The 24,617-nt window shown below is 66.0% G+C and carries 23 protein-coding genes; 12 read left to right on the top strand and 11 right to left on the bottom strand.

The features are described 5' to 3' along the window. Nucleotides 1-14 precede the first annotated feature (14 nt). Genes phnE through KVP70_RS19355 form a run of 4 tightly spaced genes read right to left on the bottom strand, consistent with a single transcriptional unit; the run spans nt 15 to nt 3,330 of the window. Nucleotides 15-809, bottom strand: a complete 795-nt coding sequence (gene phnE, locus KVP70_RS19370; protein WP_217943800.1) for a phosphonate ABC transporter, permease protein PhnE — start codon at nt 807-809, stop codon at nt 15-17. Then, entirely contained in the window at nt 806-1,633 is an 828-nt protein-coding gene (locus KVP70_RS19365) for a PhnE/PtxC family ABC transporter permease (protein ID WP_217943799.1), read from the bottom strand. The genes phnE and KVP70_RS19365 overlap by 4 nt, the downstream gene beginning before the upstream one ends. Then, nucleotides 1,633-2,451: a phosphonate ABC transporter ATP-binding protein gene (locus KVP70_RS19360; RefSeq protein WP_217943798.1), complete on the bottom strand. Its 819-nt coding sequence runs from the start codon at nt 2,449-2,451 to the stop codon at nt 1,633-1,635. The genes KVP70_RS19365 and KVP70_RS19360 overlap by 1 nt, the downstream gene beginning before the upstream one ends. 3 nt (nt 2,452-2,454) lie before the next feature. After that, the gene (locus KVP70_RS19355) at nt 2,455-3,330 is read right to left on the bottom strand and encodes a putative selenate ABC transporter substrate-binding protein (RefSeq protein WP_116989690.1); all 876 of its coding nucleotides are present in this window, start codon (nt 3,328-3,330) and stop codon (nt 2,455-2,457) included. A gap of 156 nt (nt 3,331-3,486) precedes the next feature. Between KVP70_RS19355 and egtD the strand changes: the two genes are divergently transcribed. Then, nucleotides 3,487-4,509: an L-histidine N(alpha)-methyltransferase gene (gene egtD, locus KVP70_RS19350; RefSeq protein ID WP_229224934.1), complete on the top strand. Its 1,023-nt coding sequence runs from the start codon at nt 3,487-3,489 to the stop codon at nt 4,507-4,509. Between the two features lie 15 nt (nt 4,510-4,524). After that, the gene (gene egtB, locus KVP70_RS19345; protein WP_217943797.1) at nt 4,525-5,778 is read left to right on the top strand and encodes an ergothioneine biosynthesis protein EgtB; all 1,254 of its coding nucleotides are present in this window, start codon (nt 4,525-4,527) and stop codon (nt 5,776-5,778) included. Between the two features lie 3 nt (nt 5,779-5,781). Here the strand turns inward: egtB and KVP70_RS19340 are convergent, their stop codons facing one another. Next, entirely contained in the window at nt 5,782-7,368 is a 1,587-nt protein-coding gene (locus KVP70_RS19340; protein WP_217943796.1) for a cytochrome c peroxidase, read from the bottom strand. Nucleotides 7,369-7,521: 153 nt separating this feature from the next. On the opposite strand from KVP70_RS19340, the gene KVP70_RS19335 reads away from it, so the two are divergent. From KVP70_RS19335 to KVP70_RS19325, 3 genes are read left to right on the top strand one after another with little or no spacing between them, the layout of a single operon-like run. Then, a complete protein-coding gene (locus KVP70_RS19335) occupies nt 7,522-9,051 on the top strand; it encodes an ATP-binding protein (protein ID WP_217943795.1) in 1,530 nt (509 codons plus the stop codon). Nucleotides 9,052-9,062: 11 nt separating this feature from the next. Next, nucleotides 9,063-9,731: a response regulator gene (locus tag KVP70_RS19330; protein WP_217943794.1), complete on the top strand. Its 669-nt coding sequence runs from the start codon at nt 9,063-9,065 to the stop codon at nt 9,729-9,731. A gap of 30 nt (nt 9,732-9,761) precedes the next feature. Continuing rightward, nucleotides 9,762-10,289, top strand: a complete 528-nt coding sequence (locus tag KVP70_RS19325; protein ID WP_217943793.1) for a GNAT family N-acetyltransferase — start codon at nt 9,762-9,764, stop codon at nt 10,287-10,289. Here the strand turns inward: KVP70_RS19325 and KVP70_RS19320 are convergent. Further along, a complete protein-coding gene (locus tag KVP70_RS19320) occupies nt 10,264-11,811 on the bottom strand; it encodes a methyl-accepting chemotaxis protein (RefSeq protein ID WP_217943792.1) in 1,548 nt (515 codons plus the stop codon). The genes KVP70_RS19325 and KVP70_RS19320 overlap by 26 nt on opposite strands. A 135-nt stretch (nt 11,812-11,946) precedes the next feature. Between KVP70_RS19320 and KVP70_RS19315 the strand changes: the two genes are divergently transcribed. Continuing rightward, on the top strand, nt 11,947-12,918 hold the full coding sequence (locus KVP70_RS19315; protein WP_217943791.1) for a CE1 family esterase: 972 nt from the start codon (nt 11,947-11,949) through the stop codon (nt 12,916-12,918). A 9-nt stretch (nt 12,919-12,927) separates the two neighbouring features. Here the strand turns inward: KVP70_RS19315 and leuA are convergent, their stop codons facing one another. Continuing rightward, the gene (gene leuA, locus KVP70_RS19310; RefSeq protein ID WP_217943790.1) at nt 12,928-14,628 is read right to left on the bottom strand and encodes a 2-isopropylmalate synthase; all 1,701 of its coding nucleotides are present in this window, start codon (nt 14,626-14,628) and stop codon (nt 12,928-12,930) included. Between the two features lie 466 nt (nt 14,629-15,094). On the opposite strand from leuA, the gene KVP70_RS19305 reads away from it, so the two are divergent. Next, complete coding sequence (locus KVP70_RS19305; protein ID WP_217943789.1) at nt 15,095-16,030, top strand: cupin-like domain-containing protein; 936 nt, start codon at nt 15,095-15,097, stop codon at nt 16,028-16,030. 8 nt (nt 16,031-16,038) lie between these two features. Here KVP70_RS19305 and KVP70_RS19300 read toward each other — a convergent pair whose 3' ends face one another. Next, on the bottom strand, nt 16,039-16,929 hold the full coding sequence (locus KVP70_RS19300) for a LysR family transcriptional regulator ArgP (RefSeq protein ID WP_217943788.1): 891 nt from the start codon (nt 16,927-16,929) through the stop codon (nt 16,039-16,041). Between the two features lie 85 nt (nt 16,930-17,014). Between KVP70_RS19300 and KVP70_RS19295 the strand changes: the two genes are divergently transcribed. After that, entirely contained in the window at nt 17,015-17,833 is an 819-nt protein-coding gene (locus KVP70_RS19295) for an arginase family protein (RefSeq protein ID WP_217943787.1), read from the top strand. 59 nt (nt 17,834-17,892) lie between these two features. On the opposite strand, the gene KVP70_RS19290 is transcribed toward KVP70_RS19295, so the two are convergent. Beyond that, on the bottom strand, nt 17,893-18,768 hold the full coding sequence (locus tag KVP70_RS19290) for a LysR family transcriptional regulator (protein WP_217943953.1): 876 nt from the start codon (nt 18,766-18,768) through the stop codon (nt 17,893-17,895). Between the two features lie 78 nt (nt 18,769-18,846). On the opposite strand from KVP70_RS19290, the gene KVP70_RS19285 reads away from it, so the two are divergent. After that, nucleotides 18,847-19,260 (top strand): DoxX family protein, encoded by a 414-nt coding sequence (locus tag KVP70_RS19285; RefSeq protein ID WP_217943786.1) that lies wholly within the window; start codon nt 18,847-18,849, stop codon nt 19,258-19,260. Further along, nucleotides 19,257-19,916, top strand: coding sequence for a glutathione S-transferase family protein (locus KVP70_RS19280; RefSeq protein WP_217943785.1), 660 nt, complete (start codon nt 19,257-19,259; stop codon nt 19,914-19,916). Before KVP70_RS19285 ends, KVP70_RS19280 begins: the two co-directional genes overlap by 4 nt. On the opposite strand, the gene selD is transcribed toward KVP70_RS19280, so the two are convergent. Then, nucleotides 19,917-20,978, bottom strand: coding sequence for a selenide, water dikinase SelD (selD, locus tag KVP70_RS19275; protein WP_217943784.1), 1,062 nt, complete (start codon nt 20,976-20,978; stop codon nt 19,917-19,919). After that, nucleotides 20,975-21,967: a selenoneine biosynthesis selenosugar synthase SenB gene (senB, locus tag KVP70_RS19270; protein WP_217943783.1), complete on the bottom strand. Its 993-nt coding sequence runs from the start codon at nt 21,965-21,967 to the stop codon at nt 20,975-20,977. The genes selD and senB overlap by 4 nt, the downstream gene beginning before the upstream one ends. A 34-nt stretch (nt 21,968-22,001) precedes the next feature. Between senB and senA the strand changes: the two genes are divergently transcribed. Then, entirely contained in the window at nt 22,002-23,204 is a 1,203-nt protein-coding gene (gene senA, locus KVP70_RS19265; protein ID WP_304515524.1) for a selenoneine synthase SenA, read from the top strand. A gap of 71 nt (nt 23,205-23,275) precedes the next feature. Continuing rightward, entirely contained in the window at nt 23,276-24,565 is a 1,290-nt protein-coding gene (locus KVP70_RS19260; RefSeq protein WP_217943782.1) for a Xaa-Pro dipeptidase, read from the top strand. Nucleotides 24,566-24,617 lie beyond the last annotated feature (52 nt).

The raw sequence follows: 24,617 nt of genomic DNA, 5'->3' as shown, positions 1-24,617 counted from the left end.
GACTTGATGAAGGGTTAGCGGGTGAGGACGCGGCGCAGCGCGAAGCTGATGCCGTCGACCAGCGCGACCAGCAGCAGCATGGCGACGATGACGGTGGCGGCTTGCTGCATCTGGAACAGCGACAGGTGGTACTTGAGCATCTGCCCCAGGCCGCCGGCGCCGACCACGCCGAGAATGGCGGCGGCGCGGATGTTGTTCTCCCAGCGGTACAGCGTGTAGGACAGCATCTGCGGCAGCGTTTGCGGCAGCGTGGCGTAGAAGAAGGCCGCGCCGGCGGAGGCGCCGTTGGTGCGCAGGCTTTGCTCCGGCAGCGGCGCGGCGTTTTCCAGCGAATCGGCGAACAGGCGTCCCAGCACGCCGGCGGTGTGCGCGGCCAGCGCCAGCGTGCCGCCGAACGGCCCCAGGCCGCAGGCGATCAGCAGGATCGAGGCCCACACCAGTTCCGGGATCGAGCGCAGCACGTTGAGCAGGGCGCGCATCAAGGCGCGCGCCGGACGGCCGAAGCGGCCGGACGCGGACAGCGAAAACGCCAGCCCGGCCAGCACCGCCAGCAGCGTGCCGAGCGCCGACATGGCCATGGTCTCGACGGCGGCCCAGCCGGTCTTGATCAGGAAGGGCGCGGACAGGTCGGGCGGCGCGAAACCGGCCAGGAGTTCCAGCGTGCTGTTGACCGCTTCCAGCGTGAAGAACTCGCGCCACTTCAGCGGCAGCGAGGCGAAGCTGGCGATGATCAGCACCGCCACCATCGCCAGCATGGCCAGCACGGTCCAGTCGCGGCGCGGCGGCTTGGGTATCAGGGCATGGTTCATCCGAGGCGCCTCCGCAGGATCTTGGAGAATTGGTCGGCCAACGCCACCAGCAGCACGAACACCAGCAGCATGGACGACACTTCGGCGCCGGCCAGCATTTTCATCGATTCGTCCATGCGCTGACCGAGGCCGCCGGCGCCGACAAAGCCCATCACCACCGAGCCGCGGATCGCGCACTCCCAGCGGTAGACGGTGTAGGACATCAGTTCCGACGCCGCTTCCGGCAGCGCGCCGTACAGCAGCGCGGCCAGTCGCCCGCTGCCGTTGGCCAGCAGCGTGTCGCTGGCGTGGGCGTCGGACGATTCGAGGATCTCGGCGTAGACCTTGCCCAGCATGCCGCAGTAGGTGAGGGCGATGGCCAGCACGCCGGCCGTCGGCCCGAGGCCAATGATGCGCACGAACAGCAGCGCCCACACCAGCTCCGGCACGCTGCGCAGCAGCACCAGCGTCCAGCGCACCGCATGCCGCACGATGCGCGCCAGCGGCCGCATGCGGCCCGTGCCCAGGCGCGAGATCGACAGCTGCTCACTGATGACCAGCGCCGCGGGGATGGCGCCCAGCAGCGCAAGCGCCAGGCCGGAGGTGGCGATGGCGATGGTCAGCCAGGTCTGCTCCAGCAGCATGGTGAGGAATTCGGCGCCGTGCGCCGGCACCAGGAAGTCGGCCAGGAAGCGGCCGGTGGAGGTGAGGCTCTGCCAGTCGAACAAGGTCCACGGCTTGAATTCGGTGACCACCAGCGTCGGCCAAAGGAGCAGCAGGCAGACGGCGGTGGCGATGACGCGGCCGCGCCAGGCCGGATCGGGATGGGCGTTCAACGTCGCCATTACAGACAGGCGCCGACGCCGAGCTTGACGGTCATGGCCTCGTCCAGCGGCCGTGGGCTGGCGGCGGGCTGTTCGCCCTGGTACAGCGCGGCGATCATGTCGGGGGTGACCTGGGCGCGCGGCAGGTCGAATTCGATGCGACCGTCGCGCAGGCCGACGATGCGCGGGAAGTGGCTCAGCGCCAGGTCGACCTGGTGCAAGCTGCAAATCAGTGTGGCGTTGCGCGCCCTGGCTTCATCGCGCAGCGTGGATAGCGTCAGCTCGGACAGCACCGGGTCGAGCGCGGACAGCGGTTCGTCCACCAGCAGCGCCTTGGCGGGAGACAGCAGCAGGCGCGCCAGGCCGCAGCGCTGTCGCTCGCCGCCGGACAGGCGGTCGACGCGGGAATACAGTTTGTCGCCCAGGTTGAAGCGCGACAGCGCCTGCCACGCAGCTTCCGGGTCGGCCGGCTTGACCAGCGATACCAGCGCGCGCCACAAGCTCCATTGCGGCAGGCGCGCGGCCAGCACCGCCGTCACCACGCGCTGGCGCGGCGGCAGCGGCGGCGTCTGCGGCGCCAGGAACAGCTGCGCGCGCAGGCGGTGGCGCTCGGCGTGGCCCAGCGCCCACGGGTCGACGCCGAAGGCCTGGAAGCCGCCTTCAGACGGCTGGTGGGCGCAGGCCAAGGTCGCCAGCAAGGTGGTCTTGCCGGCGCCGGAGGGGCCGATCAGGGCCAGTTGCTCGCCCTGTTGTATCGTCAGCGAGATCGCATGCAGTGCGGCCGCCCGCGATGCGCCGAGATGGCGCACCGTCAGGTTCTGCAGGTGGTAAGTGGACATCGATTACTTCTTCAGCAGGCCCGCGTTCTGTGCCGCCGCTTCGATCGCGGTGTAGTTCTCGGCCTTGGTCGGGATGAACTTGGAGGCGCGCTGCAGGTCCATGATGACCTTGTCCTGCGGGTTCTTCGGATCGAGCGCCAGGAAGGCGTCGGTCAGTTTTTTCTTCAGGTCCGCGTTCATGTCGGTGCGCACGCTCCAGTTGTAGTCGTAGTAGCCTGGCGTTGTGTAGAACACGCGCACCACGGCCGGATCGACCTTCTTCTCGGCGATCAGTTTTTCCCAGACCGAGATGTTCAGCGCGCCGGCATCGACCTTGCCACCTGCAACGGCGGCCACGGTGGCGTCATGCGCGCCGGAGAAGGCGATGCGTTTCAGGTCGGTGTCCGGGTTGATCTTGGCGGCCAGCAGGAAGGAGCGCGGCATCAGGTGGCCCGAGGTCGACGACTCGGAACCGAAGCTCAGGGTGTGGCCCTTCAGGTCTTCCAGCTTGTTGATGTCCTTGTTGGTGGTGATGAAGACCGAACGGAATTTTTCGTCCTCGGCGCGCTGCACCAGCGGCGTGATCTGGTTCTTGCTGCGGTCCTTGGCCTGCACGAAGGTGAATCCGCCGAACCAGACCATGTCGACCTTCTTGTTGATCAGCGCTTCGACCGATGCGGCGTAGTCAGTCACCGGCGTGAATTCAACCTTCATGCCGATCTTCTTCTCCAGGTATTCGCCCAGCGGCTTGAACTTGCGCTGCAATTCGGTCGGCGCTTCGTCCGGGATGGCGGACACGCGGAACACGTGGTCGGCCGATTGCGCCTGCGAGTGGGCGGCTGCCAGCATCAGGCCGGCGGCAAACAGGGATTTGATCGTGCGCATGGCGGAGAATGTCATAGTCGTGTGCCTTTTTTGTAAGATTTGTGCTTCAGTTGCGACGAATGTGAAGGGCCGCACAGTTTTGTCGGCCCGGCGCTGCAAAATGGATATTCGGCTATCATAACAAAAATGTTATCCGCGAATGGGATGACCTCCTTTAAAGGCAGAGCAACTATGCAGATGTCCCGCTCCTCGGCGATCCGTGTTGTTTCGACCGATACAAGCAACACGCCGCCGCAGCAGCAACTGAAGCAGGGGCCGCGCGTGCACGGCAGTGCCGGGGTGGTCGCGGAGATCAGCGCCGGCTTGCTGGCCGCACGGCCGCACATTTCGCCCAAATACCTGTACGACGGCCTCGGCTCCAAGCTGTTCGAGGCCATCTGCGAACTGCCCGAATATTATCCGACCCGCACCGAGGCCGGCATCTTCGCCGAGCATGGCGCGGACATGGCGGACGCGATCGGCGCCGGCGCCACCTTGATCGACCTGGGCGCCGGTAATTGCGCCAAGGCCGCCAGCCTGTTCCCGCTGCTGCAACCGGCGCAGTATGTGCCGGTCGATATCTCGCGCGATTTCCTGACCGAGGCGGTGAGCCGCCTGCGGCAGCGCTTCCCTGACATCGAGATGACGGCGCTGGGGCTGGACTTTTCCCACGGCTTCGCGCTGCCGGACAGCGTGCGGCCAGGGCGCCGCCTGTTCTTTTATCCCGGTTCGTCGATCGGCAATTTCTCGCCGGAGCAGGCGGTCGGCTTCCTGCGCGGCCTGCGCGCCAACGCGGGCGCGGACGGCGGCCTGCTGATCGGCGTGGACCTGATCAAGGACAAGGCGGTGCTGGACGCGGCCTACGATGATGCGCTGGGCGTCACGGCGGCCTTCAACCTGAACATGCTGCGCCATCTGAACCACCTGATCGGCGCCGACTTCGATGTCGCCCAGTGGCAGCACCGCGCCTTCTTCAACGAGGCCGACAGCCGCATCGAAATGCACCTGGAAGCGCGCGCCGAGCTGACCGTGCGCTGGGCCGATGGCGAACGCCATTTCGCGCGCGGTGAGCGCATCCACACCGAGGACAGCTACAAGTACACGCGGCAGTCCTTCGTCGGCCTGCTGGAACGGGCCGGCTTCGACACGGCCCAGGTCTGGACCGATCCGTCGAACTGGTTCGCCGTCATCCACGCCCGGGTAGCACCTCTCTGAAAGCCGATCACGCCTATGGACATGCGCCCGCCGCAGCAAGACCTCCACGCCCGCTATGACAAGGTGCGCCGCCGCTCGCTGGCGCTGGCCGAGCCGCTGACCGACGAGGACTGCGGCGCGCAGTCGATGCCGGACGCCAGTCCGATCAAATGGCACCTGGCGCATACCACGTGGTTCTTCGAGACCTTCATCCTGGAACGCATGGAGGCCGGGTTCGCGCCGTTCCATCCGGCGTTCCGGGTGCTGTTCAACTCCTACTACAACGGCATCGGCGAGAAGCATCCGCGCGCGCAGCGCGGCCTGCTGACGCGGCCGGCGATGGCGCAGGTGCGCGCGTATCGCGCCGACGTCGACGGCCGCGTGGCCCGCCTGCTGGCCAGCGATCTCGATGCGGAACGGCGCGCGCAGCTGACGATGCTGGTCACGCTGGGACTGGAGCACGAGCAGCAGCACCAGGAGCTGATGCTCACCGACGTCAAGCACCTGCTGGCGCAAAGCGCGCTGCTGCCCGAGTACATGGACGTGCCGCTGGCGCAGGCCAAGGCCGCGCCGGCGATGGCCTGGCTGCCGTTCGCTGGCGGCCTGACCGACATCGGCCATCACGGCAGCGGTTTTTGCTTCGACAACGAACTGCCGCGCCACAAGCAATACGTGGCGCCGTTCGAGCTGGCGTCGCGGCTGGTGACGAATGGCGAGTATCTCGAGTTTATCGCCGCCGGCGGCTATTTCAACGCGGCGCTGTGGCTGGCCGAGGGCTGGGATTGGGTGCGCTGCCAGAACCTGAATGGTCCGATGTACTGGCAGCAGGACGAGCAGGGCCGGTGGCGGGAATTTACGCTGCATGGCGCGCAGCCGCTGGACCTGTCGCGGCCCGTGACGCATCTGTCGCTGTTTGAAGCGGATGCTTATGCCAATTGGGCCGGCGCCCGCCTGCCGACCGAGGCGGAGTGGGAATTCGCCGCCGCCCAGGCGGAGGTGGAAACCGGCACGCTGCATCCGGCAGGCGCCGCCGATGACGACGGCCTGCTGCAGATGTTCGGCCACTGCTGGCAATGGACCAGCAGCAGCTACGCCGCCTATCCCGGTTTCCAGAGCGCGCCCGGCGCGCTGGGCGAATACAACGGCAAGTTCATGCTGAACCAGTACGTGCTGCGCGGCTCGTCCTGCGTCACGCCGGACGGCCATGCGCGCGCCAGCTACCGTAATTTCTTCCCTGCCGGCGCCCGCTGGCAGTTCACCGGCATCCGGCTGGCGCGGCTGGCGCCGTAAGCTTTACAGCGCCTTCATGAAGGCCGCCAGGTCGGCCGCCTCCTGCGCGGTGAAGCCGATGTTGAAGCGCTTGTCGTAGAAGGTCACGATATCTTCGATCGTGTGCACCGAGCCGTTGTGGAAGTAGGGCGAGCGCGATTCGATGCCGCGCAGGCTCGGAACTTTGACGCGGCCGATGTCCTTCCATTTACCTGTTTGCATGGCCGCACCCGGATCGGTGGTGGCGACCGTCTCGCCGCTGACGTTGTTGCGCAGCGTGTAGAGCGGCATGTCCGCCGTGCGGCGTGTTCCATCCGATACGCCGGTGTTGAACATGCGGACCACCGAATGCGTGCCGGAGTTGGGCGTGTCGTGGCAACTGGCGCAGGAGCCGCGCTGCAAGGGGCGCCGCAGTTCGTCGTTGAAGCCGGCCACGCCGCTGATGTTGAACGGCTTGTTGTTGAAGATTTGTTCGCCGCGCGCGATCGAGGCGCGCGCCAGGTTCTGCGGGCTTGGGGCGGCCGGCGGCGGCGGAGCGGGGCGGCCGCGCGCCGGCGGAGGTGGCGGCGGTGCGGGGCGGTCCAGGTTGCGCCAGGCGCCGAAGATGGCCATCACATTGCGGTTGAAGGGCGCGGCGGTCTGGTAGTCGCCGGCTTCGAGGTCGTTGATGCCGAAGTGGAAGGCGCTGGCTGCCAACCGCGCCGGGCCGCCCAGCGCCCCCGCATCGGTCAGGCTGCCGGCGTCGATGGAACTGACCTGGGTGGTGAACAGCGTTTTTTCGAAATTGACGATGGCGCGCTGCTCGGCGGCGGTCAGGTCTTGCGCCGCTTCGGCGTGGCCGCGCACTGCGCTGTTGGCCTGGTGGAGCAAGCTGGCGTCGAGGGTGGCGAAGCACTGGGCGGGACGCACGTCCTTCAGGCACAGGGCGGAGGCGGGATCGCTGGCGGTTTCGCGGCTGTCCCACATCACGCTGCTGTTGAATTTGAGGTTGGCGGTGGGCAGCGGGCGGCGGAACAGCGACAGTTCCTTGGCGCTGGCGTAGTTGTAGGGGTCTTCGGTTTTGGCCAGCGAGAACTCGGCGCCGGCCGGCATTGGCAGGCCGACGCGGATCAGGCCTTTGGTCAACAGCATGCTGTAGGCGACGCGCTTCTGGTCCAGCGTGGCGGTGGCGGCCAGCGGCGAGACGGCGCCGTCCACCAGCCGGAATACCGGATCGGCGCCATTGCTGTTGGCGAAGCGGACGGCCAGTTTGTCCGGGCCTATGCTCCAGCCGTTGTCGGGCTGGTGGCAGGTGGCGCAGGAGCGGCCGTTGCCGAACGGTTTGAAGAAGGGATTGGCGGTGTCCACCGCGCCCACTGTGCTGAAGGTGAGGGAGGCCCCTTCGTCGTTGGGCACCGGCGCCAGCACGATGGGCGGAGGTGCCGCCGGCGCGGCTGCCGCCTGCACGGTGATCGCAGCCAGCGTGGTGTTGGCGGTGGGTGCGCCGCCTTGCAGCACACGCGCGGTGGCGCTGGTCGTGGTGTCGGCCGTCATTGGATCGCTGCCGCCGCATGCGGCCAGCAGGGCTGCGGCGGCGATGGCCGGTGTCAGGTAAAGCGCGCGTTGATACATGGTGTTCTCCGTCTGGTGTGATGACGGTGCGAGATTGACGTCCAATTGTGTAGAAAAAATGAAGACTGGCGGCGGTGTCGCGTTTTTGTCAGTCGCTCATAATTTCTCCACATTTGGCGGTTATGATGGAGGCATGAAGCCAAGGAACCAGCCATGCGGTTGACCATCGCCCGCAAGATCGCGCTGGCGGTGATCGCTATCGTCATCCTGTGCGTGGGCACGATGGCGTGGGTCGCCAGCAGTAACCTCAAGCGCGGTTTCGTCGCCTACCTCAACGATCTTCAGGTCCAGGATTTCGACCAGCTGCGCGAGCTGCTGGAGGACCGTTACCGGACCGAGGGCAATTTCGATTGGCTGCGCGGGCAGCCGCGCGCGCTCGGCGAGCTGCTCAACAGGATCACGCCGCGCAGCCAGGTCTTCGAGCCGGATGGCGATGCGCGCCGGCCGCGCCACGAACGCCGTCGGCCACCGCCGCCGCGAGGCGGTCCGGCGCCGGAACATGAGGATGAACGGGGCGAGTATGGCGATCCATCCAGGCCGCCGCGCCGCGAGCCGCCGCCGGAAGCCGATCCACCGCCGCGCCGCAACGACCCGATGGATTTCGCACAACGCCTCTCGATCACCGATGCCCAGGGCCATAAACTGATCGGCCCTCCGGACATCCAGGTCGGGGCCGAACGCGCCATCAAGGTCGATGGCGTGGTGGTTGGCCACATGCGCCTGATGCCGCTGCGCGAGACGGGCGGCGCCGACGCCAGCGCCACCGTCTTCCTGCGCGAGCAACTGCAATCTATCCTGTTGCTGTCCGCCGGCTTGATCGGTCTTGCCGTGCTGGCGGCGATCTGGCTTGCCCGCCATCTGCTGCGGCCCGTGGCGGCGCTACGCGATGTCACGGCGCGGCTGGCGCTGGGCGAATTGAGCGCCCGCGCTCCCTTGCTGTCGCGCGACGAAGTGGCGGAACTGGCGCTGCACGTCAACGCCATGGCCGAAGCGCTGGAGGAGAGCGAACGCCAGCGCCGCAAGATGCTGGCCGACGTGTCGCACGAACTGCGCACGCCGCTGACGGTGATACGGGGCGAGATCGAAGCGCTGCTCGATGGCATCCGCAAGGCCGACGCCAGCGCGCTGCAATCGCTGCATGCCGAGGTGCTGCGCCTGAATAAACTGGTCGACGACCTGCACCAGCTGACCATGGCCGATGCCGGCGACCTGCACTACCACTGGCATGAACTGAATCTCGTTGAACTGCTGCGGCCCACGCTGGAGCGCTACCAGCCGCGCGCGCAGGCTTGCGGCCTGGATCTGAGCTGGACCCTGCCGCCAGCGCCCGTGCTGCTGCAAGGCGATGCCGGCCGCTTGCAGCAGGTGGTCACCAATCTGCTGGAGAACAGCCTGCGCTACACCGACAGCGGCGGCCAGATCGTGGTGGCGCTGAGCTGCGCCGGCGGGTTCGCCGAAGTCGTGGTGGAGGACAGCGCGCCGGGCGTGCCGTCCGCTGTCCTGGGGAGCATCTTCGAGCGGCTGTACCGCGTGGACGGCGCCCGCACGCGTGAACGCGGCGGCAGCGGACTGGGACTGGCGATTTGCAAAGCGCTGGTGGAGGCGCACGGCGGCACCATAGTCGCCACGCCGTCGGTGCTGGGCGGCGTCAAGATGGTGGTGCGCCTGCCGTTGAAAACATAGGAAGCAATCACGTGCCCAATATTCTGATCGTTGAAGACGACACCAAGATCGCCGCGCTGCTGGCGGACTACATGAACGCCGCCGGCTGGAGCACGCGGCTCGCCGCCGACGGCCGCAGCGCGGTCGACGCTATCCGTCACGGCGGCGTGGACCTGGTGCTGCTGGACCTGATGCTGCCGGAACTGGATGGCATCGGCGTGTGCCGCGAGGTACGTGCCTTCTCGCAGCTGCCGATCATCATGCTGACCGCGCGCGTGGACGAGATCGACCGTCTGCTGGGACTGGACAGCGGCGCCGACGACTACGTCTGCAAGCCATTCAGCCCGCGCGAGGTGGTGGCGCGCGTGCGCGTGCACCTGCGCCGTAGCGGAGCGTCGGTGGTGGCGCCGACTGCGCCCGTCTCGCCGTTTCAGATCGACCGCGCCGGCATGCGCGTGCTGCACCAGGGCGCCGCGCTGGCGCTCACGCCGCTGGAGTTCCGCCTGCTGGCCGAGTTGATCGACAATCCAAGCCGGGTCTACACGCGCCAGCAACTGCTGGACTTCGCGCACCAGGACCAGCGCGACATCAGCGACCGCACCGTTGATTCGCACATCAAGAATATCCGCCGCAAGCTGCCGGACGCCGAATGCCTGCAGTCGGTGTATGGCGTGGGTTACCGCTTCGAGCTGCCGCTATAATTGGCGATTCACTTGCAGCCTGGGAGCGCCATGTCTATTCGCCGTTTGCTTTCATCCGATGCCGCCGCGTTCCGCTCCCTGCGGCTGGCGGGCTTGCGCGAGTCCGCCTCCGCTTTTGGTTCCAGCTACGAAGAGGAATGCGATATGCCGCTTTCCACCACGGAGGCGCGGCTGGCGCCGGATTCGGGCCGCATCGTGTTCGGCGCCTTCGACGGCGACCAGCTGGTCGGCATCGTCGGCCTGGCGCGGGAGACGGCGCTCAAGGTGCGTCACAAAGCCTTTGTGTATGCGATGTACGTGGCCGAGCCGCACCGTGGCCGGGGCCTGGGACGGCGTTTGATGGAGCAGGTGCTGGCGTGCGCCGCCACGCTCGATGGCGTGCTGCGCATGACGATCTCGGTCACCGCCGGCAACGCGGAAGCGGTCGGCCTGTATGAATCGCTGGGCTTCATGGAGTTCGGCCGCGAGCCGGACTCGATGATCGTCGACGGCCGGTTTTACGACGAAATCATGATGTCGCGCGCGCTCGCCGTCATGCCGCCAGCCGGAACTGACTGACCACCTGATTCAGCTGGCCGGCCTGGTCCTGCATGGCCGCCGCCGCGGCCGCCGCCTGCTCGACCAGCGCGGCGTTCTGCTGCGTCACGTGGTCCATCTGGCTGATGGCGATATTGATTTGCTCGATGCCCCCGGTCTGCTCGCGGTTGGCCAGCGTGATCTCGGCGACGATGTCGGTCACCTTGCGCACGCTGTCCTGCACCTCGTTCATGGTGCTGCCGGCCAGGTCGACCAGGCGCGCGCCGGCCGCCACCTTGTCCACTGAATCGTCGATCAGGGCCTTGATTTCCTTGGCCGCGCCGGCCGAGCGCTGTGCCAGATTGCGTACCTCGGACGCCACCACCGCAAAGCCGCGCCCCTGTTCGCCCGCGCGCGCCGCTTCCACTGCCGCATTCAGCGCGAGGATGTTAGTCTGGAAGGCGATGCCGTCGATGACGCCGATGATGTCGACGATCCTGCGCGACGAGTCATTGATCGAGTTCATGGTGCCGACCACCTGCGCCACCACCTCGCCGCCGCGCTGCGCCACCTGCGTCGCCGACAGCGCCAGTTCGTTGGCCTGCTGTGCGTTGGCGGCGTTCTGCTTGACGGTGCTGGTCAGTTCCTCCATCGAGGCGGCGGTTTCTTCCAGCGAGCTGGCTTGCTGCTCGGTGCGCGTGGAAAGGTCCATATTCCCGCTGGCGATTTCCGCCGAGGCGGTGGTGATGGCGCCGGTGCCCGTGCGCACGCGGCCGACGATGCTGGCGAGGTTGTCGTTCATCTTGCCCAGCTCCCCCAGTAGCTGGCCCATTTCGTCGCGCTGTTCATTGCCGATGCGGCAGGTCAGGTCGCCGGAGGCCACGGCGCGCGCCATCTTCAGCGCATGGCCGATCGGATCGGTGATCGAGCGCGTTACGCGCCAGGCGAAGGCCAGGCCCAACCCCAGCGCCACGATGCCGAGCCATCCCATCATCTGGCTGGCCATGGCGATGTCGTGCTTGACCAGTTCTCCGTTGGAGGCGACCACGGATTTTTGCAGGTCCGACAGCTGGCGTATGCTGGCCTGTACCTTGGCCAGCTTGGGCAGCATGTCGGCGCGCAGCGCTGCTTGCGCTTCGTCGCGTTGGCCGCCGGCCAGCATCTTGGCGACCTGCGTGAACGATACGACGTAGGCCTTGCGCTGCTCGCGGATGGTCAGCAGCAGGGCCTTGCCTTCGTCGGTGTAGAGCAGGGTGTCGAGGGTTTCCAGCGCGGTGCTGATGGTCTTTTTGTTGACTTCCATCTCGCGGTAGATTTCCGCCGTGCGCGCCGCGTCGGTGGTGGTGAAGAGTTCCAGCGTCAGCGCCGCGTTGGCGCGGGTGGTGCTGCCGACCGTGGCCGCCGCATCGGCCTTGACCCAATCCTTGTCGATGATGACCGCATTGAGCCGGCTGATGCTGTTCAGCCGTTGCAGGCCGACGCCGATCAACACCGCCATCAACACCAGCACCGCTCCAAATGCGACCGCGAGCCGCACACCGATTTTCAGGTTCGAGATATTCATGCATGACTCCATGAGAACACCGGGCGAGAATCCAGTATAGCGGCAATGGTGCGGTGCGGCGAAATTGGTTGGCGGGGGCTGTTGCGCGGGAGTGACGACGCATAGTATTGTGACACTATTGTCTAAGGAGGTTGAATGTTGGGACGCATACGCGCGGGCTTGAAGGCCGCGTTTCTTGGTACTGCCGTCGTGAATGCCGCGTGTGCGCAGGCCACGCGGGAGACGCTTTTGCGGCCGGATGGATTGCGCCGTTATCTGCTGGCGCGATCGGGGCGGCCGACATCCGGCAAGCGTCCGCTGGTCATCGTCGTGCATGGTGCTGGCGCTTCGGCGGAGCAGGTGATGGGCAAGGCGTTTCCGCCGTCGCCGTTGTCGGTGTGGCTGGAGATCGCCGAACGTGAAGACATCGTGGTGATCGCGCCGGACGCCGGCGCTGGCGGCTGGAACGACTGCTTTGCGAGCGCGCAGAAGGTGGCGAAGAAGGACGACGTGGCGTTCATCGCGTCGCTGATCGACAAGGCGGTGGCCGACTACGATGTGGATGCCAGCCGGGTTTATCTGATCGGCGTTTCCCGTGGCGGCCTGTTGACCTACCGCGCGGCGGTGGAGATTCCGCACAAGCTGGCCGCCTTCTCGACGGTCCTCGCCTGTATGCCGCCGCCGCACGCTGCGCAGATGCCCACGGCCGCGCTGCCGGCGCTGATCATGGGCTGCACGGCCGATCCGCTAATGCCTTACCGAGGTGGCAAATTTTTTCATGTGCTGGGTTTCCTGGACCCGGTCAGCAGCATCGAGGACAGCGCCAGGATCTGGCGCGAACTGGCCGGCCTTCCTGACGAACCGAGCGTGCTTGAGATCCCGCATCGCAACCAGTGGGACAAGACGCGGGTGACGCGCACGATGTGGGGCGAGGCGGGAAGCGGGCTGCAAGTGGGGCTGTATAAAATCGAGAACGGCGGCCACGCGGAGCCAAGCAGCAGCAAGCGCTATCCCTATTTCGTCAACAAGCTGACAGGCCGGCAGAACGCCGACTTCGAGGTGGCGGAAGCCGCCTGGGAGTTCTTCAGGGAGAAGCGCGCGGCCGCCTGGCGGCAGCCGCGCTCCTGATCGTCGTTGTTACGCGGTGGCGTCGGCGCCCGCTGGTGCCGGCGCGGCTTGCTGCTGCGAGAGCTGGCGGTTGACGGCGCTCAGCACAGCCTTGAACGAGGCGGTGACGATGTTGCTGTCGATGCCGGCGCCGAACAGCGTCGGGCCGTTGGCCAGGCGCAGTTCGACATAGCAGGCCGCCTTGGCGTTGGCGCCGGAGCCGATCGAGTGCTCATGGTAGTCCATCAGCTTGATGTCCAGGCCGAGCGCATCGACGAAGGCGTCGATTGGGCCATTGCCGCCCCCTTGCAGCGCCAGTGGCGCCTTGCGGTGGGTGAGGGCGATGTCGATCTGCACCGGCTCGTCGCTGCTGGTGTCTTCCACCATCTTGTGCGCGTTGTAGGCATACGGCGAGTTCTGCTCGAAGTATTCCTTGTTGAAGATGTCGTAAATGCCTTCGGCGGTGATCTCCAGGCCGGTGGAATCGGCCACGGCCTGCACCGCGCGGCTGAATTCAATCTGCAAGCGGCGCGGCAGCACCAGGCCGTAGTCCTGCTCCAGCAAGTAAGCCATGCCGCCCTTGCCGGACTGGCTGTTGACGCGGATGACGGCGTCGTAGCTGCGGCCCAGGTCCTGCGGGTCGATCGGGAGGTAAGGGATCTCCCACAGCGCGCCTTCCTGCTGCTGGGCGAAGCCCTTTTTGATCGCATCCTGGTGCGAGCCGGAGAAGGCGGTGAACACCAGGTCGCCCACGTATGGGTGGCGCGGATGCACCGGCAACTGGTTGCACTCTTCAACGCATTTGCGCACTTCGTCGATGTCGGAGAAGTCCAGGCCCGGATGCACGCCTTGCGTGTACAGGTTCAAGGCCAGCGTGACCAGGTCGACGTTGCCGGTGCGTTCACCGTTGCCGAACAGGCAGCCCTCGACGCGGTCGGCGCCGGCCATCACGGCCATCTCGGCCGAGGCGACGGCGGTGCCGCGGTCGTTGTGCGGGTGGACGCTGATGATCAGCGAATCGCGGCGCGCCAGTTTGCGCGACATCCATTCGATCTGGTCGGCGTAGACGTTGGGGGTGCTGCACTCCACCGTCGACGGCAGGTTGATGATCATCTTGTTGTGCGGCGTCGGTTCCCAGATCGCGGTGACGGCGTCGCAGATATGCTTGGAGAAATCGAGTTCGGTGGTGGAGAACGATTCAGGCGTGTACTCGAAGCCCCATTCGGTCTGCGGGTGCTGCTTGATCAATTCCTTCACCAGCTTGGTGCCGGTGGTGGCGATGTTGGTGATCTCTTCGCGCGACATGCCGAAGACGACCTTGCGGAACACCGGCGCCACCGAGTTATACAGGTGGACGATGGCGCGCTTGGCGCCGGCCGCCGATTCCACGGTACGGCGGATCAGTTCATCGCGCGACTGGGTCAGCACGATGATGGTGACGTCGTCGGGGATGCGGTTTTCCTCGACCAGCTTGCGCACGAAGTCGAAGTCGGTCTGCGAGGCGGAAGGGAAGCCCACTTCGATTTCCTTGAGGCCGACCTTGACCAGCAGTTCGAAGAAGCGCAGTTTTTTCTCGGCGCTCATCGGTTCGATCAGGGCCTGGTTGCCGTCGCGCAGATCGGTGCTCATCCAGATCGGCGGCTTGGAGATCACGTTGTTCGGCCACTGGCGGTCGGACAATTGCACGGGTGGGAAGGCGCGGTACTTCGCTGCTGGGTTCTGCAACATCATGGGGTGCTCCTGAGTCTCAAATGGGGAAATGCGGTTGCCGCGGTCCGAGGTATCGGCGCTGGCGCTCTGTTGTGGCGAGGGGCTGCCGTGCGGCCACGGGATACTAGGCTCGGCAACCGATCGGTAGTTTTAGCAGTAGCGACAAGGCTGGGAACATCGGTGCAAACTTTCCTGGGATTTGTAGACAGGTGCGGCTTATGGCCGGCACTGGGGTACAGCTGGAACGCGGATTAAGCGCGTGCTAGTAGGCGCGCCGCTAGCGATAGGGCGCTAGCAGACGGCAGCAGGAAAGCGGATAGGTGCAGATGCGAGGTCATGGCCTTAAATGTACGAGATCGATGGCCAGGCTGTCAAGGAAATTTGGCCTTATGGCGATGATTGCATGGCATCGTGTCATTTTTGACATCTGAACCGCCTTGTGGCGAGCAGTTATACTGTCGCCCTGCGAAAAATTTAAGTTCGGTATATGTCAACAGAGAAGAAATCGGCGGAGGCGCTGCGGGTTCCACGCTTGCCGCCCACCAGGCAGGAATCGGAGTCCGCGTGGGCCGCAGACCCTGCGGCTCAAAAACAGGCGCGCGAACGCAAGGACGCGCAGGTTCGCGGCGTCACCTCGATCCAGGCGATGCGCGAGGCGATCAAGCGCGTCGCCCGCACGCTGCCGGCGATATCCGAGGTGCCGCGCCTGCGGGCGCTCGATGCCGCCGCCTTCCGCAAGCGCGCCGCGCAAGGCTTGCCGTTCCTGATGACCGGCATGGTCGACCGTTGGCCGCTCTCCGCGCTGACGCCGCAGACGCTGCGCGATCACTACAGCCACCTGCCGGTGCGCGCGCGCGTGGGCGACTATATCAACACCGCTTTCGCGCCCGACCGGGCGATGCAGGACATGTCGATGCTGGAGTACCTGGAGCTGTCCGCCTCCGGCGCGCACGACCTGCCGCCTTACCTGGGCAACCTCGAGCTGCGCGAGTTGAATCGCCTGTGCCACTGGCCCACGTACTTCGACAAAATGGGGCCGCCGCGCTTCTGGCTCGGCCCCGCCGGCACGGTGACGCCGCTGCACTGCGACTACGACGACAATGTCTTCGCGCAGATCTGGGGCACCAAGCGTATCTTCCTGGCGCCGCCGCATCACGACGAATTCCTGTATCCGAACGAGGCCAACGCCATCCTGTTTGGATCACCTTTCGATCCCGAGGCGCCGGATTTTGAGAAATTCCCGCTGGCGCGCCAGGCCGCGACGGTCGAAGTCATCGTCAATCCGGGCGATATGCTGTACGTGCCGGCCGGCTGGTATCACCAGGTGCGGGCGTTGACGTTTTCGCTGTCTTCCAACCGCTGGTCGCGGTCTATGCCGTTTGCGCTGAATGGCGATCCGTCCTTGCGGCGGCCGGCGGACTAGCTGCGGGCTTATTGGGGAAGCCGGGTACGCGCCTGCGCAATCATATGGTCGATAAAGCGGCCGATGCGCGGGCTTTGCAGCTCCCAGGCGTGCCAGTGCAGCTGGACTGCCGGCCGGTCCGCCGGCATCAGGTCGACCAGCGCGCCGGCCGCCAGCATTTCTTCCCATTGCAGTTCGGGGCAGATGCCGTAGCCCAGGCCTCCCTGTATGCAGTGCAGCAGGCTATGCACCGAGGGCACGGTCATCGACGGGAACTCGCCGGCCGCCACCGCGAACCGGCTGGCGAGGAAGTTGGTGTGCAGCGTATCTGAACTGCCGAAGGTGATGGCCGGCGCGCGCAGCAGCGCCTCGCGGTCCAAGCCGCGCGGGAAGTAGCGCGCAGCGAAGGCCGGCGTGGCGATGCAGCGGTAGCGCATCTCGCCCAGGCGCGTGCTGGTGCAGCCGCTGGCGGGATGTTCGACGCTGGTCACGCAACCCAGCACATCGCCGTTCTTCAGCATGCCCAGCGTGTGCGCCTCGTCCTCCACCTTTAGCTGCAGCAGCAGGCGTTCCGTTATCAGGATCTCGGTCACCGCCGGGATGAACCAGGTGTGGAGCGAGTCGTTGTTGATGGCGATCGGTAGTTCGACCAGCCGTTCGCGGTCGTCGCCCTGCAAATCGTCCTGCAATTCCTGTTCGAGCAGCGCGACCTGGCGCGCGTGGCGCAGCAGGCGCATGCCGGTCGTGGTGGCGATGGCCGGCGTGCTGCGCACCACCAGTGTCTGGCCCATGCGCTCTTCCAGCTGGCGTATCCGCTGGGAGACGGCCGACGGCGTGATGAACAGCTTTCCCGCAGCGCGTTCAAAGCTGCCCGTGTCGATCACGGCGGTGAGGGCGGCGAACAGTTTGTAGTCTTGCATAAGAAATTCTTATCATTCCTGAAATTGATTAATTTTACTGCATGCGTCGGGGCGGCTACAGTCTCTATTTTCAAGGAGACAGTCAATGAGCGAAGTGGCGATTACCCTGTTCCAGGGCCGCGTGGCGGACCACAACAACCTGGCGATACCGGGCGCGAAGTCGGTGGCGCGCATGCTGGCCGAGCAGCTGGGCGTTGGCATCGCAGTTGTCGGTGTGCCGGCGCCGGCGCTCAGCGCGGGATGGCAACTCGAATTGAACCAGGCCATGCCGGGGCTGCATGCGCTGGCCGCGCGGTTGGTCGAGGTGTTCGCCCGCAGCGCCAAGCCCCTGAGCGCCACCAGCCGCTGCGCCGCCTCGCTGGCGACCTTGCCGGTGGTGGCGCGCTATCGCCCGGATGCTTGCGTGGTCTGGTTCGATGCGCATGCCGACCTGAATACGCCATCCACCACCGGCAGCGGTTATCTGGGCGGCATGGCGCTGTCCGGGCCTGCCGGCTTGTGGGATTCCGGCTTGGGCGCGGGCCTGGCGCTGTCGAATGTGGTGCTGGTGGGACAGCGCTCGCTCGATCCATCGGAGGTAAGTCTGATCGCTTCGGGCGCGGTGACGCATGTGGCGCCCGGACCGGCGCTGGCCGACCGGTTGCGCGCGGCGGTCGGCGGGCGCGCCGTCTACATGCACCTTGATTGCGATGTGCTCAACCCAGGCATTGTACCCACCGATTATGTGCATGAAGACGGACTGTCACTGGAGGACCTGCGCACCGCCTGCGCGGTGCTGGCGGAATCCGAGGTGATCGGCCTGGAAATCGCGGAATTCCAGGATGCGTGGGAGGAGGGCGGCGAACCGGTGTCGCCGGCCCAACTGATCGCCGCCCTGGCGCCTGCATTGAAGGCGCTGCGTTGAAGATCGTGCGCAGCCCTGCCATCAGCTTACCCGCCAGGCCGCGGCTGCGCACGACGCCCTCAGTCCAATATCAGACTACGGGACAGATGGCCGAACACTGTCGACACGCGTCGCAGGTGGCGCGATTCGGCGTGGGTGAGCAGCCAAAGTTCGGTTTGCGCTTCGTCCAGCACGCCGCCCAGTTGCGCCAGGTCGTTGCGCTGGCGCGCCAGGAACTGCGGCAGTATGCCGACGCCCAATCCCAGCGCCACCATCTCGGCCACGCTAAGGATGCTGTCGACGCGGAATTGCGGGGTGACCTTGGGATGATTTTTTTTGCGCCAGATGACTGATGGATGCTCGGGGAGCGCGTCATCCGGAGCGATCCACGGCGCCTTTCCGGCATTGGCTTTCTTCCATTTTCCGCCGCGCGCGGCGAACAGCGCCACACGAATCGGTCCGACGTGTTTTCCGACCAGATGAGCCGGCGGCCGGTTGGTGGCGCGCACCGCGATGTCGGCCTCGTGGCGGCTCAGGTTCGCCAGCTCGTTGCCGGTATCCAGCTCGTAGGACAGCAGCGGATGACTGGCTTGCAGATCGCGCAGCGCCGGCGCGACCAGTGCATGCAGTACCGTATCGGTGCTGGTGATGCGCACCGTGCCCGCCACCTGTTCGGGGCTGAGCAGCGCCGCCGAACGCGCCGCGTCCAGTTGCGCCTCCACCAGTTCACCATGCCGCGCCAGCGATTGCGCCAGTTCCGATGGCTGATAACCCATGCGCGAACGCTCGAACAGGCGAGTGCCCAGACCTTTTTCCATCCGCTGCACCGAACGGAAGACGGTGGAAGGGTCTATCGCCAGCCGCTCGCCGGCACCGGCCAGGGTGCCGCCGCGCACCAGCGCGAGGATGATCTCCAGGTCCTGGGAACTTAGTCTGTATTGCGTTTTTGCATGAATCATCTGCCTGATCGCCTATTTTAATTGCGTGTTTGAAATCATATATTAACTCCATCGACTTTCTTGGAGGAGTAAAAAATGGATAGCAATCTGAATGGGGCCGACTATGGCGCAACGCTGCTGCGGGCTAGCCTGGGCGTGATGTGGATCGCGCATGCGATGCTCAAATGGCTGGTCTTTACATTGCCCGGCACGGCGCAGTTCTTTGCCAGCGTGGGTTTTCCAGGTGTGCTCGCGTACCCGGTGTTTGCGTTCGAATTGCTGGGCGGGGTCGCGCTGGTGCTGGGCATCTATGCCCGCCAGGTGTCGCTGATGTTGACGCCAGTGATGGCTGGTGCGGCCTGGGTCCACTTTTCGAACGGCTGGGTACACACCAGCGCCGGCGGCGGCTGGGAGTACCCGGTGTTCCTGGTGGCGGCCTCGCTGGTGTTGTGGTTGACGGGCGACGGCGCGTTCGCCTTGCGTCGTAGCCGTTTCCTGGTGCCGGCATGACGCCGGTGCTGGTCAGCCATCCGCTGTGCCCTTATGTGCAGCGGGCGGCGATAGTATTGGCCGAGAAGGGCGTGCCGTACGAGCGGCGTGATATCGATCTGGCGGCCAAGCCGGATTGGTTCCTGGCGGTTTCGCCACTCGGGAAGACGCCGGTGCTGCTGGCCGGCGGCGCGGCGTTGTTTGAATCGGCCGTGATCTGCGAGTATCTGGACGAGACCCACGCGCCGCGCCTGCACCCGTCGGATGCCTTGCTGCGCGCGCAGCAGCGTTCGTGGATGGAGTTCGGTTCGGCGCTGTTGAATTTGATCGGCGGGTTTTATAACGCTGCCGATGAGCGTGCGTTGGCCGCCAAAGCCGCCGAAATCCATGCCCGCTTTGGGCAGGTGGAAGCCGCGCTGGGCGAGGGGCCTTACTTCATGGGCGAGCAATTTGGCATGGTCGACGCGGTCTTTGGGCCGGTGTTCCGCTATTTCGACGTGTTCGATACGATAGCGGAATTCGGCATGCTGGCCGGGCTGCCGCGATCGGCCGCATGGCGCGCCGCGCTTGCCGCGCGGCCGTCGGTGCGGCAGGCCGCACCGGCCAACTATCCGGACCTGCTGCGCGCCTTTCTGCTGAAGCGCGGCGCGGCGTTGTCGGTCCGGATGGTGAGGTGATCAGGCCACCGTTACGCGCGCCGCACCTTCGGCCATGCGGCCGATGACGGCGGCGTCGCCGAAGCCTTCGCGGCGGAACAGCTCCAGCACTTGGTCGACGCTGGCGGCGTCGCACGACACCAGCAGACCGCCCGAGGTTTGCGGATCGGTCAGCAGCATGTGCTGCGCCTGCGATACCGACGGCGACAGGTCGACATCCTTGCCGTAGGCGTCCCAGTTACGGCCCGACGCGCCGGTGAAGTAGCCGTCGTGCGCCAGCTGCTCCACGCCAGGCAGCAGCGGGATCTTGGCCATTTCCAGGTGCGCGGTCAGCTTGGCGCCGCGCGCCAGTTCCAGCAGGTGGCCCAGCAGGCCGAAGCCGGTGACGTCGGTCAGCGCATGCACGCCGGCCATGTCCGACAGCGCCCTGCCAGGCTTATTGAGCTTGGTGGTGTTGGCGATCATGGCCTGGTAGCCGGCGGCGTCCAGCTTGTCCTTCTTGAGCGCGGCCGACAGTACGCCCACGCCCAGCGGTTTGCCCAGCACCAGCACGTCGCCGGCCTTGGCGTCGGCGTTGCGCTTGACTTTGGACGGATGGATCAGGCCCAGTACCACCAGGCCGTAGATCGGTTCGACCGAGTCGATGGTGTGGCCACCGGCGATCGGGATGCCGGCTTCGGCGCAGATCGATTCGCCGCCCTTGATGATCTGGCCGATGGTCTCGAGTGGCAGTTTGTTGATCGGCATGCCGACCAGGGCCAGCGCCATGATCGGCGTGCCACCCATGGCGTAGACGTCGGAGATGGCGTTGGTGGCGGCGATGCGGCCGAAGTCGAACGCGTCGTCGACGATGGGCATGAAGAAGTCGGTGGTGGCGATCAGCGCCTGCTCGTCATTGAGCTTGTAGACGGCGGCGTCGTCGGCGGTCTCGATGCCGACCATCAGCTCCTTCGGCACCGGGAAGCCGGTCGAATTCTTCAGGATCTCGGACAGCACACCGGGCGCGATCTTGCAGCCGCAGCCGCCGCCGTGGGAGAAGGAGGTCAGTTTGATGGTTTCAGGGGTGCTAGCTTCGTTGTTCATTTTGTCATTCCTTGTTGGGCCTTGTGCAGCAGATTATCCACCAACTCCAGCAAAGTTGCCTGCTCGGCCGCCGGTGAGAATAAGGGAAGCCGCGCGTCGCACTGGGCGCGCAACCGTTCGTAGAAGTCCGGTTCGGCCAGCGCGCGGTCGATCAGCCGCGCCAGCGCGGCGGCGTCGCCGGCCGGGAAGTAGCCGGCGTAGTCGTCGCCCAGCATGCCGCGATTGCCGCTGATGTCGCTGGCCAGCACCGGCACGCCGCTGCACACCGCTTCGATGATGACGTTGGCGCCGCCCTCCATGTGCGAGGCGATCGCCATCAGGTGGCTGCGCTTGAGGCGCTGCCGCGTGGCCGCGTGGGGCAGGGCGCCCAGCCAGCGGTAGCGCGCATGGGCCGCCGCCGTCGCCAGCGCCGCCTGTTCCAGCGCCGGCTCCAGCGCGCCGCCGATGTGGATCAGGCGCGCCCTGGGCGCGGTGACCAGCGCGGCCGCGCGCATGAAGGTCAGCGGATCTTTTTCGGAGCGCAGGTGGCCGACCATGACGATGTCCAGATGGCGCCTGTTGGCGCGCGCCGCCGGCTTGAGCGTGGCGGCCGACTGGAAGATCACGCTGGCCTTGGCGCGCAGCGGCGCGGGCAGGACGTCCATACCGGCCGGCTGCAGCAACACCAGCGCGCTGGCCTGGCGCAGCGCCTGCTGGGCGCTGGCATCGGTCTGGATGTCGCGATACAGGTCGGTCCCGGTCAGCAGCAAAATCGACGGCCGCTGCGGACAGGCCTGCGCGTAGGCGTCAAGCGAGGGCGCGGAGCGGCGCGCGTGCAGCGCGATCAGCAGGTCGGGCGGGGACTGTTCGCCAGATTCCGGCCACTGTTGTGAAATCGATACCCGGTAGCGCGTGCGCAGGAAACGCGCCCAGCGGCTTGCGCTCTGCCAGTTGCCATTGTTGGCGCGTGCGGAGGCGGGGCTGACGATCCAGATATGGGGTGCGCTCACTGGTATTTTGGCTAAAATTCGTTACAATCGGCTCATGATATCAAGCCCAACTTCGTTCAGGAACGCCACGCCACAGCAGATGGCGCTGGCGCTGCGGCATGCGCGGGATTATACGCTGTCGCTGTTCGATTGCTTCGCCGCCGCCGGCATGGACATGTCGACACGCGTGCCGCAACTGCGCATCGTCAATCCGCCCTTGTGGGAGCTGGGCCACATCGCCTGGTTCGCCGAATGGTTCATCCTGCGCGAGGCCGTCTCCAGCCATCCGGCCGACGCCCACGGCAACTGCCTGCTGAGCAAAGGCGACGACTGGTTCGATTCGGCGACGGTGCCGCACCGCGCCCGCTGGACGCTGGACCTGCCCAGCACCGGCGCGCTGAAGACCTACTGCCGCGAAGTGCTGGACCGTGTGCTCGACAAACTGTCGCGCGAACCGAACGACGATGCGGCGCTGTATCCCTACCGCCTGGCGCTGGCGCACGAGGACATGCACGGCGAAGCGCTGCTCTACACCTTGCAGACCCTGGGCCTGGCCGCGCCGGCGCAGGCTGTGCACAATGAGCAGCCGCTGTTCGCGCCGTCGGAGATCGGCTTCCCCGGCGGGACCATCCAGCTGGGCGTCGCCGAGGGCCATGGCTTTGTGTTCGACAACGAGCGCGAGGCGCACAGCTTCCGGGTGGCGGCGTTCACCATCGACAGCACCCTGGTGACCAATGCCCAGTATGCCGATTTCGTCGCCGACGGCGGTTACGACAACCGCCAGTTCTGGAGCAGCGCCGGCGCCGACTGGCTGATGCGCCAGGAGCGCTCGGCGCCGCGCTATTGGCAGCGCGACGGCGCCCAATGGCGCACCGTGCGCTTCGGGCAGCCGACCACGCTGGCCGGCGCCGAGCCGGTGCGCCATGTGAACCTGTATGAAGCGCAGGCTTACTGCGCCTGGGCTGGTCGCCGCCTGCCGACCGAGGCGGAATGGGAATATGCCGCCTTGTCCGGCCATCCGGCGTTCCGCTGGGGGCAGCTGTGGGAATGGACGGCGTCGCCGTTCGAGCCTTACCCCGGTTTCAAGGCCGACCGTTATCGTGAATATTCCGAGCCGTGGTTCAACACCCACCAGACCTTGCGCGGCGCCTCGTTCGCGACGCCGCTGCGTTTCGATTCGGCCAAATTCCGTAATTTCTTCCTGCCCGAGCGCGACGACTTCTATGCAGGATTCCGCACCTGCGCCTGGCCGGGATAGTTCAACAATAAGAACGCTTTTTTGCGTGCGCTCTGCTATTCTTTTCCTTTCAAAGAAAAAGGCGCACCCAAATGAAACTCAAGCATCTCCTGATTTCCGCCGCCGTTCTTGGCGCCCTGGGCGCGGCCGCGCCGTCGTTCGCCGACGGCGCCAAAGTGGTGGCGATACGCGCAGGTAAGCTGGTCGACGTGGTCGGCGGCACGGTGCTCAAGGACCAGACCATCGTCATCACCGGCGAGCGTATCACCTCGGTCGGCCCGAGCGCCTCGGCCAAGGTGCCGGCCGGCGCGCAGCTGATCGACCTGTCGTCGCAGACGGTGCTGCCAGGCCTGATCGACATGCACACCCATTTGACGGGCGACCCTTACCTGGGCGGCTACAACGCGCTGGGCGTGTCCGACACCCGCGCCGCGCTGTACGGCGTGCGCGCCGCGCGCAAGACGCTGGAGGCGGGCTTCACCACGGTGCGCAACGTCGGCGCCAGCGGCTTCGGCGACGTGGCGCTGCGCGACGCCATCAACGATGGCGATTTCATCGGCCCGCGCATGCGCACCGCCGGCTACGCCATCGGCATCCAGGGCGGCCATTGCGACGAGAACCTGCTGCCGGCCGAGATGAAGTTCACCAGCCGCGGCGTGGCCGACGGCCCGTGGGAGGCGCGCGCCAAGGTGCGCGAGATGGCCAAGTACGGCGCCGACGTGATCAAGATCTGCGCATCGGGCGGCGTGCTGTCCAAGGGCGACGAGCCGGGCGCGCAGCAGTACACGCTGGAGGAAATGCAGGCCATTGTCGGCGAGGCGCATAAGCTGGGCCGCAAGGTGGCGGCGCACGCGCACGGCACCAGCAGCATCCGCGATGCGATCCTGGCCGGCGTCGATTCGATCGAGCACGCGAGCCTGATCGACGACGAAGGCATCAAGCTGGCGCGCGAAAAGGGCACCTACCTGGTGATGGACATCTACAACGACGACTTCATCCTGCAGGAGGGCGAGAAGGCGGGCATGCTGCCGGAATCGATCGCCAAGGAAAAGGTGATCGGCCAGCTCCAGCGCGACAACTTCCGCAAGGCCTTCAACGGCGGCGCCAAGATGGCCTTCGGTTCCGACTCCGGCGTTTATCCGCACGGCGACAACGCCAGGCAGTTCGCCTACATGATCAAGTACGGCATGACGTCGATGCAGGCGATCCAGGCGGCCACCATCAACGCGGCCGACCTGCTGGGCTGGAAGGACCGCGTAGGCTCGCTCACGGCCGGCAAGTTCGCCGACATCATCGCCGTCAAGGGCGATCCGGCGGAAAACGCGACGGAACTGACCAAGGTGACCTTTGTCATGAAGGGTGGAGAAGTCATCCGAAAATAAAGGCCTGCCGGGTCATCCCGCTGGCTCGCGGGGCCATGTCGTTGTGGTGCGG

It is taken from the genome of Duganella violaceipulchra (assembly GCF_019166075.1).
Lineage (GTDB): Bacteria > Pseudomonadota > Gammaproteobacteria > Burkholderiales > Burkholderiaceae_D > Rugamonas > Rugamonas violaceipulchra.
The sequence above is the reverse complement of the archived record's forward strand: the minus strand, read 5'-3'. Positions and strand labels throughout refer to the sequence as shown.

What these genes read in the sequence shown, in the direction of transcription:
- KVP70_RS19325 (WP_217943793.1), top strand. Translation starts at nt 9,762, where the DNA reads ATGTCTATTCGCCGTTTGCTTTCATCCGATGCCGCCGCGTTCCGCTCC.
- egtD (WP_229224934.1), top strand. Translation starts at nt 3,487, where the DNA reads ATGCAGATGTCCCGCTCCTCGGCGATCCGTGTTGTTTCGACCGATACA.
- KVP70_RS19365 (WP_217943799.1), bottom strand. Translation starts at nt 1,633, where the DNA reads ATGGCGACGTTGAACGCCCATCCCGATCCGGCCTGGCGCGGCCGCGTC.
- senA (WP_304515524.1), top strand. Translation starts at nt 22,002, where the DNA reads ATGATATCAAGCCCAACTTCGTTCAGGAACGCCACGCCACAGCAGATG.
- KVP70_RS19320 (WP_217943792.1), bottom strand. Translation starts at nt 11,811, where the DNA reads ATGAATATCTCGAACCTGAAAATCGGTGTGCGGCTCGCGGTCGCATTT.
- KVP70_RS19355 (WP_116989690.1), bottom strand. Translation starts at nt 3,330, where the DNA reads ATGACATTCTCCGCCATGCGCACGATCAAATCCCTGTTTGCCGCCGGC.
- KVP70_RS19285 (WP_217943786.1), top strand. Translation starts at nt 18,847, where the DNA reads ATGGATAGCAATCTGAATGGGGCCGACTATGGCGCAACGCTGCTGCGG.
- KVP70_RS19340 (WP_217943796.1), bottom strand. Translation starts at nt 7,368, where the DNA reads ATGTATCAACGCGCGCTTTACCTGACACCGGCCATCGCCGCCGCAGCC.
- KVP70_RS19295 (WP_217943787.1), top strand. Translation starts at nt 17,015, where the DNA reads ATGAGCGAAGTGGCGATTACCCTGTTCCAGGGCCGCGTGGCGGACCAC.
- phnE (WP_217943800.1), bottom strand. Translation starts at nt 809, where the DNA reads ATGAACCATGCCCTGATACCCAAGCCGCCGCGCCGCGACTGGACCGTG.
- selD (WP_217943784.1), bottom strand. Translation starts at nt 20,978, where the DNA reads ATGAACAACGAAGCTAGCACCCCTGAAACCATCAAACTGACCTCCTTC.
- KVP70_RS19305 (WP_217943789.1), top strand. Translation starts at nt 15,095, where the DNA reads ATGTCAACAGAGAAGAAATCGGCGGAGGCGCTGCGGGTTCCACGCTTG.
- KVP70_RS19360 (WP_217943798.1), bottom strand. Translation starts at nt 2,451, where the DNA reads ATGTCCACTTACCACCTGCAGAACCTGACGGTGCGCCATCTCGGCGCA.
- KVP70_RS19300 (WP_217943788.1), bottom strand. Translation starts at nt 16,929, where the DNA reads ATGCAAGACTACAAACTGTTCGCCGCCCTCACCGCCGTGATCGACACG.
- KVP70_RS19260 (WP_217943782.1), top strand. Translation starts at nt 23,276, where the DNA reads ATGAAACTCAAGCATCTCCTGATTTCCGCCGCCGTTCTTGGCGCCCTG.
- egtB (WP_217943797.1), top strand. Translation starts at nt 4,525, where the DNA reads ATGGACATGCGCCCGCCGCAGCAAGACCTCCACGCCCGCTATGACAAG.
- KVP70_RS19335 (WP_217943795.1), top strand. Translation starts at nt 7,522, where the DNA reads ATGCGGTTGACCATCGCCCGCAAGATCGCGCTGGCGGTGATCGCTATC.
- KVP70_RS19280 (WP_217943785.1), top strand. Translation starts at nt 19,257, where the DNA reads ATGACGCCGGTGCTGGTCAGCCATCCGCTGTGCCCTTATGTGCAGCGG.
- leuA (WP_217943790.1), bottom strand. Translation starts at nt 14,628, where the DNA reads ATGATGTTGCAGAACCCAGCAGCGAAGTACCGCGCCTTCCCACCCGTG.
- KVP70_RS19315 (WP_217943791.1), top strand. Translation starts at nt 11,947, where the DNA reads ATGTTGGGACGCATACGCGCGGGCTTGAAGGCCGCGTTTCTTGGTACT.